At 69.8% G+C, this 19,649-nt stretch carries 19 protein-coding genes and 1 pseudogene; 14 read left to right on the forward strand and 6 right to left on the reverse strand.

What is annotated here, in order from left to right:
* Positions 1-57 precede the first annotated feature (57 nt).
* Positions 58-1,545 (reverse strand): aminopeptidase P family protein, encoded by a 1,488-nt coding sequence (locus FHU34_RS13445; protein WP_425280525.1) that lies wholly within the window; start codon positions 1,543-1,545, stop codon positions 58-60.
* A 225-nt stretch (positions 1,546-1,770) separates the two neighbouring features.
* Between FHU34_RS13445 and FHU34_RS13450 the strand changes: the two genes are divergently transcribed.
* The 3 genes from FHU34_RS13450 (at position 1,771) to FHU34_RS13460 (ending at position 3,781) form a co-directional block, all read left to right on the forward strand.
* Entirely contained in the window at positions 1,771-2,442 is a 672-nt protein-coding gene (locus FHU34_RS13450) for a hypothetical protein (RefSeq protein ID WP_145780335.1), read from the forward strand.
* Positions 2,439-3,206 (forward strand): HoxN/HupN/NixA family nickel/cobalt transporter, encoded by a 768-nt coding sequence (locus tag FHU34_RS13455; RefSeq protein WP_145780336.1) that lies wholly within the window; start codon positions 2,439-2,441, stop codon positions 3,204-3,206. Before FHU34_RS13450 ends, FHU34_RS13455 begins: the two co-directional genes overlap by 4 nt.
* Before the next feature lie 62 nt (positions 3,207-3,268).
* A complete protein-coding gene (locus FHU34_RS13460) occupies positions 3,269-3,781 on the forward strand; it encodes a signal peptidase II (protein WP_145780337.1) in 513 nt (170 codons plus the stop codon).
* On the opposite strand, the gene FHU34_RS13465 is transcribed toward FHU34_RS13460, so the two are convergent.
* From FHU34_RS13465 to FHU34_RS13480, 4 genes are read right to left on the reverse strand one after another with little or no spacing between them, the layout of a single operon-like run.
* Entirely contained in the window at positions 3,770-4,372 is a 603-nt protein-coding gene (locus tag FHU34_RS13465; RefSeq protein WP_244311657.1) for a LutC/YkgG family protein, read from the reverse strand. The two genes, FHU34_RS13460 and FHU34_RS13465, sit on opposite strands and share 12 nt — an antisense overlap.
* Positions 4,369-5,814 (reverse strand): LutB/LldF family L-lactate oxidation iron-sulfur protein, encoded by a 1,446-nt coding sequence (locus FHU34_RS13470; RefSeq protein ID WP_145780338.1) that lies wholly within the window; start codon positions 5,812-5,814, stop codon positions 4,369-4,371. Before FHU34_RS13470 ends, FHU34_RS13465 begins: the two co-directional genes overlap by 4 nt.
* Positions 5,811-6,521, reverse strand: a complete 711-nt coding sequence (locus FHU34_RS13475) for a (Fe-S)-binding protein (RefSeq protein ID WP_145780339.1) — start codon at positions 6,519-6,521, stop codon at positions 5,811-5,813. Before FHU34_RS13475 ends, FHU34_RS13470 begins: the two co-directional genes overlap by 4 nt.
* Before the next feature lie 29 nt (positions 6,522-6,550).
* Positions 6,551-7,270 carry a GntR family transcriptional regulator gene (locus FHU34_RS13480; RefSeq protein ID WP_145780340.1) on the reverse strand — a complete coding sequence of 240 codons (720 nt, stop codon included), beginning with the start codon at positions 7,268-7,270 and terminating at the stop codon, positions 6,551-6,553.
* Positions 7,271-7,372: 102 nt separating this feature from the next.
* Between FHU34_RS13480 and FHU34_RS13485 the strand changes: the two genes are divergently transcribed.
* The 5 genes and pseudogenes from FHU34_RS13485 to FHU34_RS13505 all read left to right on the forward strand — a co-directional run bounded on the left by FHU34_RS13485 (position 7,373) and on the right by FHU34_RS13505 (position 12,476).
* Positions 7,373-8,212, forward strand: a complete 840-nt coding sequence (locus FHU34_RS13485; protein WP_145780341.1) for a fumarylacetoacetate hydrolase family protein — start codon at positions 7,373-7,375, stop codon at positions 8,210-8,212.
* A 17-nt stretch (positions 8,213-8,229) separates the two neighbouring features.
* Entirely contained in the window at positions 8,230-9,003 is a 774-nt protein-coding gene (locus FHU34_RS13490) for an SDR family NAD(P)-dependent oxidoreductase (RefSeq protein WP_145780342.1), read from the forward strand.
* A 12-nt stretch (positions 9,004-9,015) separates the two neighbouring features.
* Positions 9,016-9,924: a hypothetical protein gene (locus FHU34_RS13495; RefSeq protein WP_145780343.1), complete on the forward strand. Its 909-nt coding sequence runs from the start codon at positions 9,016-9,018 to the stop codon at positions 9,922-9,924.
* A 422-nt stretch (positions 9,925-10,346) separates the two neighbouring features.
* Positions 10,347-10,752: pseudogene (locus FHU34_RS13500) on the forward strand (ArsI/CadI family heavy metal resistance metalloenzyme).
* Between the two features lie 170 nt (positions 10,753-10,922).
* Complete coding sequence (locus tag FHU34_RS13505; protein WP_145780344.1) at positions 10,923-12,476, forward strand: right-handed parallel beta-helix repeat-containing protein; 1,554 nt, start codon at positions 10,923-10,925, stop codon at positions 12,474-12,476.
* 132 nt (positions 12,477-12,608) lie between these two features.
* Here FHU34_RS13505 and FHU34_RS13510 read toward each other — a convergent pair whose 3' ends face one another.
* Positions 12,609-13,382, reverse strand: a complete 774-nt coding sequence (locus FHU34_RS13510; RefSeq protein ID WP_145780345.1) for a FadR/GntR family transcriptional regulator — start codon at positions 13,380-13,382, stop codon at positions 12,609-12,611.
* Between the two features lie 183 nt (positions 13,383-13,565).
* Between FHU34_RS13510 and FHU34_RS13515 the strand changes: the two genes are divergently transcribed.
* From FHU34_RS13515 to FHU34_RS13540, 6 genes are all read left to right on the forward strand, one after another.
* Positions 13,566-14,804 (forward strand): ABC transporter substrate-binding protein, encoded by a 1,239-nt coding sequence (locus FHU34_RS13515; protein WP_244311658.1) that lies wholly within the window; start codon positions 13,566-13,568, stop codon positions 14,802-14,804.
* A 76-nt stretch (positions 14,805-14,880) separates the two neighbouring features.
* Positions 14,881-15,831 carry a carbohydrate ABC transporter permease gene (locus tag FHU34_RS13520; RefSeq protein ID WP_208744989.1) on the forward strand — a complete coding sequence of 317 codons (951 nt, stop codon included), beginning with the start codon at positions 14,881-14,883 and terminating at the stop codon, positions 15,829-15,831.
* Entirely contained in the window at positions 15,828-16,643 is an 816-nt protein-coding gene (locus tag FHU34_RS13525) for a carbohydrate ABC transporter permease (RefSeq protein WP_145780347.1), read from the forward strand. The genes FHU34_RS13520 and FHU34_RS13525 overlap by 4 nt, the downstream gene beginning before the upstream one ends.
* 7 nt (positions 16,644-16,650) lie before the next feature.
* Positions 16,651-17,799 (forward strand): galactonate dehydratase, encoded by a 1,149-nt coding sequence (gene dgoD / locus FHU34_RS13530; RefSeq protein ID WP_145780348.1) that lies wholly within the window; start codon positions 16,651-16,653, stop codon positions 17,797-17,799.
* A gap of 39 nt (positions 17,800-17,838) precedes the next feature.
* Positions 17,839-19,068, forward strand: coding sequence for a D-mannonate dehydratase ManD (gene manD, locus FHU34_RS13535; protein WP_145780349.1), 1,230 nt, complete (start codon positions 17,839-17,841; stop codon positions 19,066-19,068).
* Positions 19,058-19,600: a gluconokinase gene (locus FHU34_RS13540; protein ID WP_145780350.1), complete on the forward strand. Its 543-nt coding sequence runs from the start codon at positions 19,058-19,060 to the stop codon at positions 19,598-19,600. Before manD ends, FHU34_RS13540 begins: the two co-directional genes overlap by 11 nt.
* Positions 19,601-19,649 lie beyond the last annotated feature (49 nt).

Consider the following 19,649-nt stretch of genomic DNA (forward strand, 5'->3'; position numbering starts at 1 on the left):
TCGGTCAGGTGGGACAGCACTGCGCACAGCAGGTCGACCTCGTCGGTGTCGCTCATCTCAGGGCAGCCGCGGGCCGGCTTCGCGCTGGACGGCGAGCCAGGTTTCGACGTCGTCGGCCGTGCTGGGCAAGCCCGTCGACAGATTCACCGCGCCGCCGGCGGTGACCAGGATGTCGTCCTCGATGCGGATGCCGAGACCACGCAGTTCGGCGGGGACCAGGTCGTCGTCGGGCTGGAAATAGAGGCCCGGTTCCACAGTGAGCACGTAGCCCTCGTCGAGCTCCCCGTCGCGGTATTTTTCGGGCCGAGCCGAGGCGCAGTCGTGGACGTCGATGCCGAGCATGTGGCCGAAGTCGTGCAGCGTCCATCGGCGGTGGATGGTGGAGCGGCTGTCCATGGCCTCGTCGACGCTCACCGGCAGCACGCCCAGCGCCGCCAGGCCCTCGGTAAGCGTCCGCATGCAGACCTCGGAGACCTCAGCGAACCTGACTCCAGGCTTGATCAGGTCGATGCCGGCCTGCTGCGCGGCGTACACGATGTCGTACACCTGCCGCTGGAGCGGGGTGAAGGTGCCGGAGATCGGGACGGTGCGGGTCACGTCGGCGGTGTAGAGGTGCCGGTTCTCCACGCCCATGTCCATCAGCAGCAGCTCGCCCGGCACTGTGGTGCCGGTGTGGTGTTTCCAGCACAGGACGGTGGCGTTGGGGCCGGCGCACACGATGGAGCCGTATCCGACGTGATTGCCGTCGTGCCGGGCGCGCAGGCCGAAGACCCCTTCGATGAGCCGTTCAGAGACGCCGCGGTCGGCTGGTAGAACCCGGGCGACGTCTTCGAATCCGCGGACGGTGGCGTCGACGGCGTCGTGGAGTTGAGCGATCTCCCACTCGTCCTTGACCAGTTTGGCCTCCGATATCACTGCGGCCAGTTCCCGGTCGCGTGCGCCGGCCCGCTCCGGCTCGTACGGCCGCACGGCGTGGTCGACTCCCCGGTCCAGCCCGCGCAGCACCCGCGTGCGGCCAGGTGCGCAGGCGGCGAGTGCGGTATCCAGGTCGGCGAGGTCGGCAGTCTCGATGCCCAGTTCGGTCGACTTCTCGGTGTGCGACTGCCGCCGGCCGACCCACAGCTCACCGTCGCGGCTGCGGAAGAACTCGTCGCTCTCCCGGGACGTACGCGCCCGTGTGTAGAGGACGGCGTCGTGCCCGCCGCCACTGGGCCACAGGATCAGCACACCGTCGGGGTCGTGGTCACCCGTCAGGTAGGCGAAGTCGCTGCCAGGGCGGAACGGGAACCTCGTGTCGTTCGCCCGCACCTTCTGCGAACCGGTGGGGATCACCAGCGTCTCCCCGGGAAACGCCTCTGACAGTGCCGCCCGGCGGCGCGCATGATGGCCGGCCTCCGGTCGGCGCTGCACGTCGAGCGGCTCGTCACGCCAGCCGGTCCGCATGAACGTCAGGAACGCCTCCGGAAATTCGGCGTCGTGCGACTCGGTGCGCACTCCTTGCCGCTCGTCCCCCTGCTTCATGACTTGCTCCTTGTTCGGCACCATCCCATGATCACCCGCAAACCTTAGGCTATTGCAAACTCTGGGCAATAACTAGACCAGCGGTTCGCGTCCAGCGTGAAGATCAACGGAATGTTCACGTCGTGGTCCGGTGCCGAACACCCGCCTGCACCTGCACGTTTGCGCGTGCTCAGCAGGGTGGCCAGGAATCCTGCAACCCCAAGCCCGGAGCGTTTCTTGTCAGTGCCCCGACGTCATCGACGAAGCGCGGTGACCGTCCTCGCGCTGGCCGTCGCCGCGGCCGTCCTGGCCCTGCCGTCCCCGGCGGCGGCGCACCCGTTCGGTGACCCGCAGACCGTGTCCATCACGCCCGACGAGCAGCGGCCCGACATCGTGCGGGTGCGGTGGCGCGTCGGCGGGCCCGACGACCTGACACTGCTCGGCGTCTCGCTCGGCCTGCTGCCGGCCGATCGCGTGCTGCTCGACGGCGCTGTCGACTACCGGATGACCGATCCCGCCGTGCTCGCGTCGTCCGAGCAGTTCCCCGCGTACCTGCTCAAGCAGATCACCGTGGCAGACGGGGCGCGGCAGTGCGTCGGCGCTGTCGCGCCACTGAAGGCGCTGGCGCGGGCGGGCGCGACCGTCGACTACACCTGCCCGGGGCCGGTCGGCACTGTCACCGTCGCGGTGCGGATGCTCACCGACCTCAACCCCGCCTACCGAGCGATGGCGACCGGCCCCGGCGGGCAACGCGCCGTGTACGGCTCCGGCGAGGACTCCCACGACTGGACCCTCACCGGTGGCGCGCCGACCGTCGGCAGCCCCAGCCGTGGCCGCAGCGCCGCCGTCCAGCTCGCCGCCGTCGTCGGTGGTGCGCTGCTGGTTGCGGTCGGGGCGCTGCTCGTGTCCCGGCGGGTGCGGCGACGGCGAGCCGTGGCATGACCGCGACCGCAGTCCTCTCCGCATCCCTCTCGGACCGCTTGCAGGACATCGTCCACTCGCCGGGCGTACCCCCGCTCGCGTTCGTGCTGGCCTTCGCCGCCGGTGCGGGGCACGCGGTGGCCCCCGGGCACGGTAAGAGCCTGGCTGCCGCCTACCTCGCCGGCTCGCGTGGCCGGATCCGGGACGCCGCCTGGCTGGGCGGTTCGGTGGCGGTCATGCACACGCTGTCGGTCCTGGTGATCGGCGTGGCCTGGACGTTCCTGTCCCTGTCCGAGGTGATCCGGATGCAGGAACTCACGAGCTGGCTGCAACTCGGTGCCGGTCTGATCGTCCTGGCCACCGGTCTGTGGATGGTGCGCCGGCACCTGCACGCCGCCGGCCACAGCCACGATCACGCCCACAGCCACAGCCACAGCCACACCCACGAGCACGGGAAGCGCCCTGGTCTGTTCCTGCTGGGTATCTCCGGCGGGCTGACCCCGTCCCCGGCCGCGTTCCTCGTGCTGGCGACCGGGCTGTTCATAGGTCGGGCCGGCTTCGCCCTGCTGCTGGTCCTGACGTTCGGCCTCGGCATGGCCGTCGTGCTCTTCGGCGTCGGGGTCCTCGCGGTCGCCGGTAGCTCACTGGTCACCCGGGGAGCACAGTCCCGCGCGATTCTCGGCCTGGCCACCCGGGTGGCGCCCGTCCTCGCCGCCAGCGGCATCACGCTGTTCGGCGCGGGCGTCGTCACGGTCGCCGCGATCCACCTCGTCACCATGACCTGAGCGACGGCGGACGGATCATCCGCCGGTGGTGGCGGTCGCCGTTGACCGGCTAGGGTTCCGCTGTGTTTCGCGCCGTCGTGTTGATCGCTGCTGTGGTGCTCGCCTCGGATCAGGCCACGAAGTACTGGGCCGAGTCCGCGTTGTCGGACGGGCAGACCATCTCCATCGTGGGTGACCTGCTGTCCCTGCGGCTCGTCTACAACCCGGGCGCCGCCTTCTCGATCGGGTCCGCGTACACCTGGATCTTCGCGGTCTTCGCGGCGGCGGCCGTGGTCGCGGTGACGGTCGTGGCGCGGCGGGTCACGTCGCGTCCGTGGGCCGTGGCGTTGGGGCTGGTGCTCGGCGGTGCGACGACGCACCTGCTGGACCGGCTCTTCCGCGAGCCGGGCTTCGCTCGCGGGCACGTGGTGGACTTCATCGACTACGCCGGGTTCTTCGTCGGCAACGTCGCCGACATCGCGCTGGTGGTCGGTGTGGCCATCGTGATGCTGCTCAACCTGCGCGGCGTCCCGCTGCGGGAGACGGCCGCACCGGGCGAGACCTGCGACGACGAGCAGGTGCCGTCAGGCTCCTGAGCCGACCAGCACGACCTCCAGCCGGCGTGGGCCGTGCACGCCCTCGACCCGGTCGAGTTCGATGTCGCTGGTAGCGGACGGGCCGGAGATCCAGGTGAGCGGCGAACGCGCGTCCAGCCGGGTCAACGCCTCCGGCAGCAACCCGACGACCTGGTCGGCGCGGACGACGCAGATGTGCCGGTCGGGCACCAGGGTGAGCGCCCGCCGGCCCTGCGCCGGGCCGGCGTCGAGGACGATGGTGCCGGTATCGGCGATCGCCACGGCGCAGCCGGTCAGGACCGCGTCCGTCGCGTCCAGCTCCGCAGGTGACAGCGGGGGAGCGTCTCGGCACACCTGCCCGGCGTAGCCGGCCAGCCACTCCGGAGGAACGTCGGCGGGGACGGCGAGTCGGTCCACAGTTGCCAGCAGCCCGGGCAGGGCGTCGATGCCGTGGTGGACGGCCGCCCGGTAGTCCTCCAACCGGTCCACGAGGACGGCGACCAGGTCGGAGCGGTCGTCGACGCGCCGGTAGCCGCGGGGCACCGGCACCGCCGGCGGGTCGTCGGCCAGGGCCGTGCGCAGTCGCGCCAGGATCTCGTCGCGTGCGGTCACTGCTGGTTCCACCATTCACGGAAGGTCTGCGGCGCGGGCAGCGGCACGTCCCGTGACCGGGTCCAGGCCGAGGCGGGCCAGGGCAGTTTACGCAGCGTACGGGCACCGGTGCGACGCTCGCGGTACGCGCCGAGCGGTCCCGCGCCGGTCCGGGCCAGACGCAGGGCGGCGGCCCAGCGGCGAGGGCTGCGCATCAACCAGGACAGGACGCGCATCGCGGCCCGTTCCGCGGGTGGGTGCGGTGCCTCCTGCCGGAGGTGGACCAGGATCTCCGGAATGTTGATCTTCACTGGGCACACGTCGTAGCAGGCGCCGCAGAGCGTCGACGCGTACGGCAGGGAGGCGTTGTCGGCCACGCCGGTCAGCTGCGGCGACAGGATCGCGCCGATCGGCCCCGGGTACACCGAACCGTACGCGTGCCCGCCGGCCCGCTCGTACACCGGGCACACGTTGAGGCAGGCGGAGCAGCGGATGCAGGACAACGCCGGCCGCCCGACCGGGTCGGCCAGCACCGCGGACCGGCCATTGTCGACGAGCACGACGTGCACGTCCTGCGGACCGTCGCCGGGGGTGACGCCGGTCCACATCGAGGTGTACGGGTTCATCCGCTCGCCGGTCGAGGATCGCGGCAGCAGTTGCAGGAAGACCTCCAGGTCACTGAAGGTCGGCAGCAGCTTCTCGACGCCGACGACGCTGATCAGCGTCTCCGGGAGGGTGAGGCACATCCGCCCGTTGCCCTCGGACTCCACCACGACGAGCGTGCCGGTGTCGGCGATGGCGAAGTTGGCGCCGGACACGGCGACCCGGGCCGAGAGGAAACGTCGCCGCAGGTGAACGCGAGCCGCCTCGGCCAGCGCGGAAGGCTCGTCGGTCAGGTCGGCCGGGACGTCCGGCATCCGACGCTGGAAGATCTCCCGGATCTGTGTCCGGTTGTAGTGGATCGCCGGCACCAGGATGTGCGAGGGGGTGTCGTCGCCGAGCTGCACGATCAGCTCTGCCAGGTCGGTCTCGTACGCGGCGATCCCGGCCGCCTCCAGGGCCTCGTTCAGCTCGATCTCCTGGGTCGCCATCGACTTGACCTTCACGACCTCGTCGGCCCCGGCGGCCCGGGTCAGCTCGACCACGATCCGGCAGGCCTCGGCCGCGTCCCGGGCCCAGTGCACTGTGGCACCGGCGGCGGTGGCGGACGCCTCGAACTGCTCCAGCAGCTCCGGTAACCGGCGTTGGACGTCCGCCTTGATCGCGGAGCCGGCGTCGCGCAGGGCCGCCCAGTCGGGTACCTCGTCCACCACGCGGGCGCGCTTGGCGCGGATGGTGCGGGTGGCCCGGTGCAGGTTGGCGCGCAGTTGTGTGTCGGCGACGGCCGGTCTGGCCGCGGTGGGGAAGGGCAGTGGCGTGCGGATGCGTCCGCTGCCGGTGGCCGGTGCGATCGGAGGGTTCACGGAGTGGCCCCCGTCGAGGCGAGGATCTCCGCGTAGTGCATGGCCCGTACGCCGGAGCGGTGGCGGTCCAGGCCGCCTCCGATGTGGGCCAGGCAGGAGTTGTCGGCGGCGGCGAGCACCCGTGCTCCGGTCTCACCGACCCGGGCGCACTTGTCGGTGAGCATCGCGGTGGAGACGTCCGGGTTCTTCACCGCGAACGTGCCGCCGAAGCCGCAGCACTCCTCCGCGTCACCCAGCTCCACGAGGTCGATCCCGCGCACCTGGCGCAGCAGTTTCAGCGGCCGGTCGCCCAACCGCAGCATGCGCAGGCCGTGGCAGGTGGGGTGGTAGGTGACAGTCTCCGGGAACTCCGCACCGACGTCGGTGACGCCGAGGACGTCGACGAGCAGTTCGGACAGCTCGTAGGTGCGGGCGGCCACCGACGCGGCGGGCGGGTGCAGGCGAGGGTACTGGTCGCGGATCATCGCGGTGCACGACCCGGACGGCGCGACGACGGCGTCGTAGCCGTCGAAGACGTCGACGTAGTTGCGCACCATCGGCATCGCCTCGGCCCGGTAACCGGTGTTGGCGTGCATCTGCCCGCAACAGGTCTGCCGGTCGGGGAACTCGACGGTGTGGCCGAGCCGCCGCAGGATGCGGGTGACCGCGATGCCGGTGGCCGGGTACGCGAGGTCGTTGATGCAGGTGATGAAGAGGGCTATGCGCACGGCGGCTCCTCGGACGGGTCGGGGGTGGTTCACGCCGGGTCGCGCGGTGCTCCGGGTGCGGGAAGCTGGTCGAAGGCGGGCAGGTGGCGCTCCCGGGCGGCGATCAGGTGGGCCCGCATCGCCTCGGTGGCGGCGTCGGAGTCACCGGCGGCGATGGCGGCGGCGATGCGCTGGTGCTCGGTGTTGGTGTCCGGCGCGCCGGTGACCGGGAAGTACAGCCGGTGCAGGTGCAGGTGGGAGTGCAGCCGCGTGATGCTGTCGCGCAGCAGCGGACTCCCGGCGACCTCGGCGATCAGGTCGTGGAACGTGGCGTCCAGCGCGGTGAACGCGGCGTGTCGGCGGTATCCGTCGCCGGCCTCCACGTCGATGCTGGCCGCCGCCTCGGTGCTGATCCGCTGCCGCTCCTCGGCGGAGGCGTGGTCGGCGGCCCGGCCGGCGGTGGCGCACTCCAACAGCAGTCGGACCTCGAACAGGTCGTCGAACTCGGCGCGGGTCAGCAGCGGCGTGGTGGTGTAGCCGGACAGCGGGCGTTTGCGGACCAGTCCGTCGGCTTCCAACCGGGCGAGCGCCTCGCGTACCGGGGTGGGGGAGACGTCCAGCTCCCGGGCGAGAGCGTCGATGTTGACCCGCTCACCCGGTGGCAGGATGTGGTCCATGACCAGGGTCTTTATCGACTCGTAGACGTCATCGGCGAGGGTGAGCCGACGGGCGGGACGGAGTCGGCCCTCGCGAGTTTCCTGCTGGGCCATCTCGTCTCCTCAACAACCCCTTGACTGCGCTCGTGTGAGCCGGTACACCAGCACAGGCAGCATCCTATAGGAAATAGGCGCACCTGCTCTGGAGGTTGGTTCGTGAAGTTCATGCGCGTCGGGCCCGTCGGGCAGGAGCGTCCCGTGCTGTACGTCGACGGTCGACACTTCGACCTCTCATCGGTCACCGACGACATCGACGGGGAGTTCCTCGCCGGCGACGGCGTCCAACGGGTCCGTGCGGCCACCGACCTGCCGGAGATCGATGTGACCGGCCAGCGGGTCGGCGCGCCGCTCGCCCGGCCCGGGGTGGTGCTCTGCGTCGGGCAGAACTACGCCGCGCACGCCGCCGAGTCTGGCGCCGAGCCACCGACCGCGCCGATCATCTTCTACAAGGCACCCAACACGGTCGTCGGGCCGTATGACGAGGTCCTGATCCCGCGCGGTTCCACGAAGACCGACTGGGAGGTGGAGCTGGCGGTGGTGATCGGGCGTCGGGCCCGCTACCTCGCCTCACCGGCCGACGCCCTCGACCACATCGCCGGGTACGCGCTCTCCAACGACGTGTCCGAGCGCGACTTCCAACTCGCCGTCTCCGGTGGCCAGTGGTCGAAGGGTAAGTCCTGCGAGACGTTCCAACCGCTGGGGCCCTGGCTGGTCACCGCCGACGAGATCGACGACCCGCAGGCGCTTCGGCTGCGCTCCTGGGTCAACGGCGAGCCCCGGCAGGATTCCAGCACCAAAGACATGATCTTCGACGTGGCTCACCTGGTCTGGCACCTGTCCCAGTACACAGTCCTGGACCCGGGCGACGTCATCAACACCGGCACCCCGGAGGGGGTGGCGCTCTCCGGCCGGTTCCCGTACCTGGCCGCCGCCGACGTGATGGAGGTCGAGATCGAGGGCCTCGGCCGGCAGCGCAGCCCGCTCGCGAACGCCTGATGGCAGGGGAGAGAAGCATGCGGTGTGACGGCCTCGTGGCGGTGGTGACCGGCGGTGGCTCGGGAATCGGAGACGCCTGCGTACGGGCGTTCCTAGCCGCCGGCGCCCGGGTCGGTGTCCTCGACCTGGACGTGTCGGCCCTGCCCGAGGACCCTCGCGTCCACGGCGTACGGGCCGACGTGGCCGACCGGTCCTCGCTGCGCGCGGCCGTCGCCTCGGTCGCCGAGGCGTTCGGGGGCGTCGACATCCTGGTGAACAACGCCGGCATCTCGGCGGTGGGCACCGTGGAGGAGGACGACGACGAGCAGTGGAGCACTGTGCTCGACGTCAACGTCTCCGGCGTGGCCCGCACCAGCGCCGTCGCCCTGCCGTACCTGCGCCGGTCGTCGTCCGCCGCGATCGTCAACATCTCCTCGATCGCGGCGACCGTCGGCCTGCCCCGACGCGCGTTGTATTCGGCGTCGAAGGGCGCCGTGCACGCCCTCACCCTCGCCATGGCCGCCGACCTGGTCACCGAGGGAGTCCGGGTCAACTGCGTCGCCCCCGGCACCGTCGACACCCCGTGGGTGGCCCGCCTGCTCGCCGGGGCGGCCGACCCGACGGCGGAGAAGCGGCAACTGGCCGCCCGCCAGCCGACCGGCCGCCTGGTGACCGCCGACGAGGTCGCCGCCGCCGTCGTCTACCTCGCGTCGCCCGCAACCGGTTCGGTGACCGGCACGTCGCTGGCGGTGGACGGCGGCATGTCCGGCCTGCGCCTACCCGCGCCCGCCGGAGGCAGATCGGGTGCGTGACATGATTGCGCGATGGGCAAACAGCAGGACGTCGGCGCGGCCGACCAGCACAGCGCGTCCGGCACCACCGACCACCGTCCGATCGGTGGCGACGCTGACGCTCGGCTCGCCCTCGCGCAGGACCCCACCACGCCGCAGATGACCCTGATCGACCTGGCGTCCGACCCGTCGGCAGTGGTCCGTAAGACGGTCGCCGCTCGGCCCGACGCCCCCGCGCAGGCTCTGCGACCGCTGACCAGGGACCACGATCGTCAGGTCCGCGAGGCGGTGGCGAGGAACCCGTCCTCCTCGGTCGGCAACCTCATGCGCCTCGTCAAGGACGACGACCGGTGGGTCCGGTGGGCGGTGGCCGGCAACCCGGCCTGTGACGAGTCGATCCGACGGGTGATGTCGGAGGCCTCGGACAAGGAACTACGCGGACTCCTCGCCGAGAGCCGCGAGCTGGAGCCCGAGTTGGCCGCGCGGCTGATCGACGACGCCTCACCCGAGGTACGCGAACGGCTCGCCACCCACACCCACGACCCCGATGTGATCACCGCCCTGCTGGCCGATCGCACCGCCCGCGTACGCAAGGGGCTCGCCCGCAACCCGCGGACCACCGCCGACCAGCGCAGCGCGCTCGCCGCGGACCCGGTGGTCGACGTCCGGGCCGCACTGGTCCGCACCCTCGAGTTGGACGAGGCGGACCTGGAACGCCTGGTCGACGACCGCGCGGTGCAGGTCCGACTGGCGATGGCGACCTCCGAGGTCGTCCCGCCGCATGTCCGGGAGGCACTCACCCGCGATCCCGACGACATGGTGGCCGCTGCCGCCCGGGACTTCCGGCCGGGTGCGGGCACCTCGTCGGCGGTGCGGGCCCCCCGCATCGGCCACCGCCCCTCCAGCGCCGGCCCGGGCCGCCGGGGCGACTCCCGCCGCTAGGGCGAGAACCTGCCGCCGCTAGCGCGGGGACCTGACGTTCCCATGATCAAGTGTTGAAAAATAGCTTCTAGGGCACTCGCTGAGCTACTTTTCATCACTTGATCATCGGCTGATCCGGCAGCAGCGGGCATCGCATGAGGGTCCCATGGACCTGATGCCGTAAACGAGTCACGACCTCGACCACTCCCGGCCGTCGGCGAGGCCTACGCGGTTGGCTGTCCATCCAGTGCGGCGACGAGAGCCGTGAACCCGGCATGGATGTCGTCGCTGGTCTCGGCGGTGTCCCGGTTGAGCCTCGGGCGGACCGCCAGCGGAGTGCAGCAGGCGAGCGGCACATCTTGTTTCACAACAGGGTGCGACGGTGAGGCTGCTTCGAAATCCATCTAGACAGAGATGAAGCGTCCGCCAACAGGAGGTAGCCCATGTCCCGCGTCCAGCTCGCCCTTCGCGTCTCCGACCTCGAAGGTTCGGTCGCCTTCTACTCGAACCTGTTCGACGTCGAGCCGGCCAAGCGTCGACCCAGCTACGCCAACTTCGCCGTAAAGCACCCGCCAGTGAAGCTCGTCCTCATCGAGGGTGAGGCCGGGCAGCCCACGGTCATGGACCACCTGGGTGTGGAGGTGTTCTCCACCGACGACGTCAACGCGGGAGGGCGACACCGAATGTTGCTACGCCCTTCAGGGCAAGGTGTGGGTGCGCGGCCCCGGCAGTGAGCCCTGGGAGGTCTACACCGTCAAGGCCGACGCCGACGCTTTCGCCACGGTGAGTGCCGAGGCGTCTCGATGCGGCGGACCGGCAGTCAGCGAGGATGGAGCGTGCTGCCGCTGATCGGGGCGTTTGCGGAACGCTGCACCGAATGTAGGAGTTATTCGCATAAGAAGGCGTAACGCGAGTGTTGCTCGACTACGTTCCCCCTGGGTGCGGCAACCGATTTGTCGCTTTCTGCACTGATTCTGGCGTGCAGAGACACGGGGTACGGAGAAGAGCGAGGTAGCTCGATGTCCAACCATCGACACCCGGACGTGGATGACGTGGCGGTCGACCAACCACGCCCGCCGAAGAAGCGGCGGGCTCGCTGGTTCGTCGCCGGAGTGGCAGGGCTGACCGGGGTGGCTGGCCTGGCCGTCAGCGCCCCGGGAGCGCTCGGCGGCAGTGGTCTGCTTGCTGCCGGAGAGCGGGTCCTGACCGGCAACACCCGCCTGGCCGACGACGACCGAGGCCAGCACTCGGACGGTCGTGACGGCAAGGACCACGACAAGGGCGACCAGTGGGACGGCGGACGCGACGCCAAGGACGTGCCCTGTAGCGCCGACGAGCTGATCGCAGCGATCGTCCGGGCGAACGCCGGCGACGGGGCAACGCTCCGGCTCGCCAAGAAGTGCACCTACACGCTCACCCGGTCGGCGCCACCGCCACCCGTACCCTTCGGCCCCGTCGGTCTGCCGATCATCACTCAGCGGGTCACGATCGACGGGAACGGCGCCACTATCGTCCGCGCCGCCAGCGCCACACCGTTCCGCATCCTCGAGGTCGGAGCGGGCGGCGACCTGAAGATCCGCGACGTCACCATCAAGGGAGGCCACGACACCAGTGGGCTCGGTGGCGGCGGTGGTGGCATCCGGATCGACGTCGGGGGTCAGGCCACCATCGAGGACACCAGCGTGGTCTACAACCAGACCAACGGGCCGGGCGGCGGGATCGCCAACTTCGGCAACACCAGGATCGTCGGCCGCGGCGAGCACGAGGCGGGCAAGGGCCGCGACGGCAAGGGCCAGGACGGCAAGGGCCAGGACAAGCGGGAGTACGGCGAGAGCCGGATCAGCGACAACAGCGCGCTCTTCGATGGTGGGGGTGTCTTCAACAACGGCAACCTCACCGTCAAGAACACCACTCTCAACGACAACCACACGATCGGCACCGTCATCATCCTGCCGATCGGCGGCGCGGGCGGCGGGCTGTCGAACTCCAGCGTCGCCACGCTCGACAACGTCCGCGTCCACCACAACAGCGCGGGCTTCCGCGGCGGTGGTATCCGCACCGGCATCAACGCCACCACCACGGCGCAGAACATCGAGGTCACCGAGAACACCACCCGCAGTGAGGGCGGCGGGATCTTCACCGACGGCATCCTCCACCTGACGCACAGCAAGATCAGCCGCAACGACGCCGGCCAGCGCGGCGGCGGGATCTTCAACCAGATCGGCCGGGTCGTGGTCGAGAACAGCGAGATCAGCCAGAACGCCGCCAGCACCGGGAGCTCGGTGGAGAACGGCGGCGGCATCTACAACGGCAGCGGTGAGGTCGTGCTGCGGAAGGTGCACGTCAACCGCAACAAGGCCGTGGGCCCGGAGTCGCGGGCGGGCGGCATCTTCAACAACGGCACTGTCACCATCACCGAGTCGAAGGTCACGGAGAACCTCTCGGCCCTGGCGCCGGGCGGGATCTTCAACGAGGGCGGCCAGGTCACAGTGGACGAGAAGTCGGTCGTCAGCGAGAACCGGCCCACCAACTGCACGCCCAGCGCGCCTCCGGTGGAGAACTGCTTCGGCTGACCATCCGGTCGCCCAACGGCGGCGCTGAATCCACCGAACAAGGGCACCGGCCCCTCCACGCATCGATCACCAGATCGGATCCGTGGAGGGGCCGGTGCCCTGTTTCCGGGTGACCGTCCTCGTCAGGGGTGATCAAGGCGCCTGGTCGCGGCCAAGGTCGACGTCGGGGGCGACGGTCTGCTCCCACAGTGACTTCATCTCGTCGAACGCCTGCTCCATCAACCGCACCATCGCCTGGCGGGCGCGGTCGCCGTCGCGCCGCTGGATCGCCTGGGCGACGTCCGCGTGCATCTGGAGGGCTTGCTGGTGCGGGTGGTGCGGCATGAGGTGGTGTTTGTGTCGGCCGGTCAGCACCTCCGCGACCAGATCCTGAAGCCGTACGAACATCTCGTTGCCGGAGGCGAGCAACACCCGCCGGTGGAACTCGATGTCGAGGTGGAGGAAGCGCTCCTCGTCGCCGGCCTCGCCGGCCGCCCACATCTTGGCGGCGAGCCCGACCAGATCGCTCGCCTCGTCGTGGCCGATCCGCGTCGCGGCCAGTTGGGCCGCGTGCGGCTCGACGGCGGTGCGTAGCTCGGTGATCGACCGGAGCTGAGCCATCCGGCCGGCCGACGCGAGACGCCACCGGATCACCTGCGGGTCGAAGACGTTCCACGCGCTCGCCGGCAGGATCATCACGCCGACGCGGCGGCGGGCCTCGATGAAGCCGATGGACGCCAGGACCCGCAGCACCTCGCGGACGACGGAGCGGGAGACGGCGTACCTGTCGACCAGCTCGTCGATGTTGAGGACCGCCCCGGGTGCCAGCTCACCGCCGCAGATCGCGGTGCCGAGGTGGTCGAGGACGCGGGCGTGCAGCCCTGACTCGGCAGGGACGACGGCAACCTCTAGTGAGGACGGTTCCACGCAAAGATCGTATCAGTTAGATGTACCCCTTGAAATAGTCTGCTTTTTGCGCCTAGCATCCCGATGTTAAGCGGATGTAACACCGAGGTAGCGGCTCCCTTAGGGGCGGTGACCACGACAGAAGGCGAGACAAGCGTGCGACGTCGATCGATAATCGGCACTTCTCTGGCCGTGGTCGCAGCCATGGGCCTGACCGCCTGTGGCGGCGACGACGGCGGCGAGGGCTCGAAGACCGTTCGCGTGACACTGGTCAACCACGTCTGGACCGAGAACATCAAGAAGGCCCTGCCGGAGTTCGAGAAGCAGACCGGGCTCACTGTCGAGGTCACCCAGCTCGGCGAGGACCAGCTCTCCGACCAGTACAACGTCAAGCTCAACGCCGGCTCCACCGACCTCGACGTGATGATGTACCGGCCGTTGCAGGAGGGGAAGCTGTTCGGCAAGAACAAGTACCTCGCCGACCTGGGCAAGAATGCCAAGTCGGACAGCGCCTTCGAGCTCGGTGACTTCCAGGCCGGGCCGATGCAGGCGACGACCTATGAGGACAAGGTGGTCGGGGTGCCGATCATCACCGAGCAGGAGGTCCTCTACTACCGCAAGGACCTGCTGACGAAGTCCGGCTTCACCGCGCCGCCGAAGACCCTCGACGAGCTCAAGGCGCAGGCGGCGAAGGTCGAGGCCGACAACCCCGGCGTCGCCGGCTTCGTCGCCCGGACCGGCAAGGCCGCCGCCGTCACGCAGTTCTCCAGCTTCCTCTTCAGCTTCGGCGGCGACTTCGTCGACGGCAGCGGCAAGGCCACCGTCAACACCGAACAGGCCAAGCAGGCGTACGCCTACTACGGCGGGCTGCTGCGCGACCACGGCCCGGAGAACATCAGCACCGACATGAGCTGGTCCGAGGCCATGGCCATCTTCACGCAGGGCAAGGCCGCCTTCTACACCGAGGCCAACTCGCTCTACAAGAACGCCACCGACCCGACCAAGTCCAAGGTCGTCGACACCGTCGGCTTCGCCGCCTTCCCGGCGGGTCCGGCCGGATCGAAGCCGTACAACATCCCCTCCTGGGCGCTCGGCGTGAACGACAGCTCGGAGAACAAGGACAACGCCTGGAAGTTCATCCAGTGGGCGGCCGGCAAGGAGCAGGCGCTGGCGCAGCAGACCGCCGGCGTCCCCGGTGCCCGCACCTCGGTCTGGGCTAACCCGGCGAGCACCGCGAGCCTGCCGAAGGACCTCGCCGAGGCCAACACGGCCAGCACCGCCAACGGCGTCGGCCACGACCGCCCACTGGTGGTCAAGGTCGCGCAGGCACGGGAGATCGTCGGTCAGCCGATCGTCGACGCGATCACCGGCAAGGACGCCGCCGCCTCGGCGGACACGGCCAACGCGGCGTTCCAGAAGTTCCTCGACGACGAGGCGAAGTAGCCCGACCGCCGGGCGGCGGAGCCGACGGGCTCCGCCGCCCCGCCGGGACCTGACCCCCGAACCCGGAGACCCCCTCATGTCAGCCGTCATCACCCCCCGCACCGACACGCCCGAGGCCGCTGCGGCACCCCCGGAAGACTCCGCCTGGTCACGGTGGGCCAACGAACACCGCAAGTGGCTCTTCGCGGCGCCCGCCATGGCGTTCGTCGCCCTGCTGATCATCTTTCCGGTGGCGTGGACCGGTTACCTGAGCCTGACCGACGCCGAGGGTTCGGTACGCGCCGACTTCGAGTTCATCGGCGTCCAGAACTACGCCGACGTGCTCACCGACACCGAACGGTTCTGGCCGGCGGTCTGGCGTACGGTCCTCTTCACCGGTGTCGTGCTGTTCTTCGAGGTCGTCCTCGGCATGGCGATAGCCCTGCTGCTGTGGCGACCCTTCCGCGGTGAGAAGTGGGTCCGGGTCGCGATCCTCCTGCCGCTGGTGGCCACTCCGGTGGCGGTCGGCATGATGTGGCGCCTGATCTTCGACCCCAACATCGGCATGGCGAACCAACTGCTCGGCTGGGTCGGCATCGGCCCGCAACCCTGGCTGGCCGGCCAGCACTCGGCGCTGCCGACGACGATGTTCATCGACATCTGGCAGTGGACCCCGATGGTGGTGCTGATCCTGCTCGCCGGGCTCACCTCACTGTCCGACGAGCCCCAGGAGGCAGCCCGGATCGACGGCGCCAGCAGTTGGCAGCGGTTCCGGCACGTCACCCTGCCGCTGCTGATGCCCACGGTGATCGTGGCCATCCTGCTGCGTGGCATCGACGCGCTCAAGACGTTCGACATCCTCTACGCGACAAAGGGTCGCGGTGGCGGGTCCTTCCACGAGGTCGAGACCCTCAACGTGTACGCCTACGGCCTGAGCTTCGACTACAACGACTACGGCGTCTCGTCGACAGTCCTCATCATCTTCTTTCTGATCATCATCGGGGTGATGTGGGCCCTCACCTATCGCAAGAAGGGGCTGGGCCGATGAAGCCGAGCAAGCCGTACCAGGTGTTCCGTACGTCGGCTCTCGTCGTCGTGGTGTTCGCGCTGATGGCGCCGCTGCTCTGGATGATCGCCGCGTCGTTCAAGACCAACGTGGACATCTACGACACCGCCAAGGCGTTCGTCTTCTCACCCAGCCTGAAGAACTACGAGACGGTGCTCCAGCAGGCGAACTACCTCCAGTTCATCGGCAACAGCCTCTGGGTGGCGTTCGGGGCGACGATGCTCTCGCTCCTGCTCGGGGTGCCGGCCGCGTACTCGATGAGCCGTTTCGCGATGAAGAAGTCCGCGCTGGTCGTGCTCATGGCCCGGGTGATCCCCGGCGTCTCGCTCCTGGTGCCGTGGTACTACGTCTTTTCGAACCTGAAGATGGTCGGCGGCTTCACCGTGCTGATCCTGAGCCACATGTTCGTGTCGCTACCGCTGATCGTCTACATCATGATGGGCTACTTCGACGGGCTGCCGACCGAGTTGGAAGAGGCCGCGCTCGTCGACGGGCTGACCCACATTGGCGCGTTCCGGCGGATCACCCTCCCGCTGTCGGTGCCCGGCGTCGCGACCGCCGGCATCCTCTCGTTCATCTTCTCCTGGAACAACTTCATGTTCGCCCTGGTGCTCTCCGGCGCCGACACGAAGACGCTGCCCGTCGCGATCTTCGACTTCGTCGGCTACGCCAGCATCGACTGGGGCGGCCTGATGGCCGCGGCGACGGTGGTCACCCTGCCGATCATGCTGATCGCCCTGTTCGTGCAGAAGTACGTCGTCTCCGGCCTCACCGCCGGTGCCACGAAGGGCTGACCACTCCATGACGAAGATCGCACGGGTGGAGACCTTCCTCGTCGCGCCGCGCTGGCTGTTCGTCCGGATCGAGACGGAGTCCGGCATCATCGGCTGGGGCGAGGCGACCTGCGAGGGTCGGTCCGAGACCGTCCGCACGGCCGTCGACCAGCTCGCCGAGCTGCTGATGGGTCAGGACGCGCTACGCATCGAGGACCACTGGCAGGTGCTGACCAAGGGCTCCTTCTACCGGGGAGGGCCGATCCTGGCCAGCGCAGTGTCCGGCCTGGACCAGGCGCTCTGGGACATCGCGGGCAAGCACTACGGCGCCCCCGTACACCAGCTGCTCGGCGGGCCGGTCCGCGACCGGATCCGGGTGTACGGGTGGGTCGGCGGCGACGAACCCGCCGAGATCCGCGACCAGATCAGCGCCCAGGTCGAGGCGGGCCTGACCGCGGTGAAGATGAACGCCTCCGGGCGGATGGGCGCGCTGGCCTCGGTCGCCGAACTCGACGCCGTGGTGCGGCGGGTGGCCGTCGCCCGCGAGGTCCTCGGCGACCAGCGGGACGTGGCCGTCGACTTCCACGGACGGTTCACAGTCGCCAACGCCCGGCGGGTCGCCCCGCTGCTGGAGCCGTACCGGCCGTTCTTCCTCGAAGAGCCGGTGGTGCCGGAGAACTCGCACCTGATCGGTGAGGTCGTCCGCTGCACGACGACCCCGGTGTCGACCGGGGAGCGGCTCTACAGCCGGCAGGAGTTCCTGCCCGTCCTGCAGGCCGGCATCGCGGTGGCCCAACCGGACCTCGCGCACGCCGGCGGCATCACCGAGGTGCGCAAGATCGCCACGTTGGCCGAGGTGTACGACGTGCAGCTCGCCCCGCACTGCCCGCTCGGGCCGATCGCCCTCGCCGCCTGCCTCCAGGTCGGCTTCGCCACGCCCAACTTCCTGATCCAGGAACAGAGCATCGGCATCCACTACAACCTGGGCGCCGAGGTGCTCGACTACTGCCTCGACAAGACCCCGCTGACCTTCGTCGGCGGGTACGTGAGCCGGCTGACCGCACCCGGTCTCGGCATCGAGGTCGACGAACACGCGGTACGGACAGCCGACAAACGCGGTCACGCCTGGCGCAGCCCGACCTGGCGGCACGCCGACGGCTCCTTCGCGGAGTGGTGAGACCGCCCCCCCAGACCGGCACTAACGGAAAGGCACCCCGTGAAGATCGTCGCCGCGGACATCATCGTGTCCAGCCCCGACCGGAACTTCGTCACCCTGAAGATCACCACCGACGACGGCATCACCGGCCTGGGCGACGCCACGCTCAACGGCCGTGAGCTGTCCGTCGCCTCCTACCTGCGCGACCACGTCGCCCCGCTGCTGATGGGGCGCGACGCGCACCGGATCGAGGACACCTGGCAGTTCCTCTACCGCTCGGCGTACTGGCGGCGTGGGCCGGTCACCATGGCCGCCATCGCCGCCGTCGACGTCGCGCTCTGGGACATCAAGGCCAAGGCCGCCGGCATGCCGCTGTACCAGTTGCTGGGCGGCGCGTCCCGCACCGGCATCATGGCGTACGGGCACGCGTCGGGGCGGGACATCCCCGAGCTGTTCGACTCGATCCGCCGCCACCTCGACGAGGGCTTCCGGTCGATCCGGGTGCAGACGTCGGTGCCGGGGATCAACGCCGTCTACGGCGTGGCCGCGCAACCCAGCGCCACCGGTCAGCGCTACGACTACGAACCCGCCCAGCGCACCCCGCTCCCGGCCGAGGAGGACTGGGACACCCGCGCGTACCTGCGGCACCTGCCCACTGTGTTCGAGGCGGTCCGCGCCGAGTTCGGCCCGGAGCTGCCGCTGCTGCACGACGGCCACCACCGGATGACCCCGATCCAGGCCGCGAAGCTCGGCAAGTCCCTCGAACCGTACGACCTGTTCTGGTTGGAGGACTGCACCCCGGCCGAGAACCAGGAGGCGCTGCGGCTGGTCCGCCAGCACACCACCACCCCGCTGGCCATCGGTGAGGTCTTCAACACCGTCTGGGACTACCAGACCCTGATCCGCGAGCAGCTCATCGACTACGTCCGGTCCGCGGTCACCCACACCGGCGGCATCACCGCCATGCGCAAGCTGCTCGACTTCGCGGCCCAGTACCAGATCAAGTCCGGCATCCACGGCCCCACCGACATCTCCCCGGTGGGCATGGCCGCGGCGCTGCACCTGGACCTGGCCATCCACAACTTCGGGATCCAGGAGTACATGAAGCACACCCCGCGCGCCAACGAGGTGTTCCGGCAGTCGTTCACGTTCACCGACGGCTACCTGCACCCGGGCGACCAGCCGGGGCTCGGGGTGGAGCTGGACGAGGAGGCGGCGGCCCGGTTCCCGTACGAGCCGGCCTACCTGCCCTTCAACCGGCTCAAGGACGGCACGGTCCATGACTGGTGAGCCGCGTAGCCGGCACATCGTGGTGATGGGCGTCTCCGGGTCGGGCAAGACCACAGTGGCGCGCGGGATCAGCGCGGTGACCGGGCTGACGTTCGTCGAGGCGGACGAGTTCCACTCCCCGGAGAACGTGGCGCTGATGCGTTCCGGCGTACCCCTGGACGACAGCAACCGCCGGCCCTGGCTGGCCGACATCGCCGGCTGGACCGCCGCTCGCGCGGCGGAGGGCCGGTCGACGGTGCTGGCCTGCTCGGCCTTGAGGCGGTCGTACCGGGACGTGCTCCGCCAAGGCGCGCCGCAGGTGGACTTCGTGCACCTGCACGGGCCGGCGGAGGTCATCCGGGAGCGGATGGCGCGACGCGAGGGGCACTACATGCCGGCGAGCCTGCTCGACTCCCAGCTCGCCACGCTGGAACCGGCCGAGCCGGACGAGTCGGTGCTCGTGCTCGACGTCTCGCTCCCGCCGCGAGCCCTGGTCGCGATCGCCGTCCGGAGGCTCGGCCTGCCCGTCTGGACACCGGTGGGGGAGCGGTAGCCGAGGGCGTGTTAGGTTAGCTGCCCTCACCTACTGGAGTTCGCCGCCA

Origin of the sequence: Micromonospora taraxaci (assembly GCF_007830095.1) — a bacterium.
GTDB classification, from domain to species: Bacteria; Actinomycetota; Actinomycetes; order Mycobacteriales; family Micromonosporaceae; genus Micromonospora; species Micromonospora taraxaci.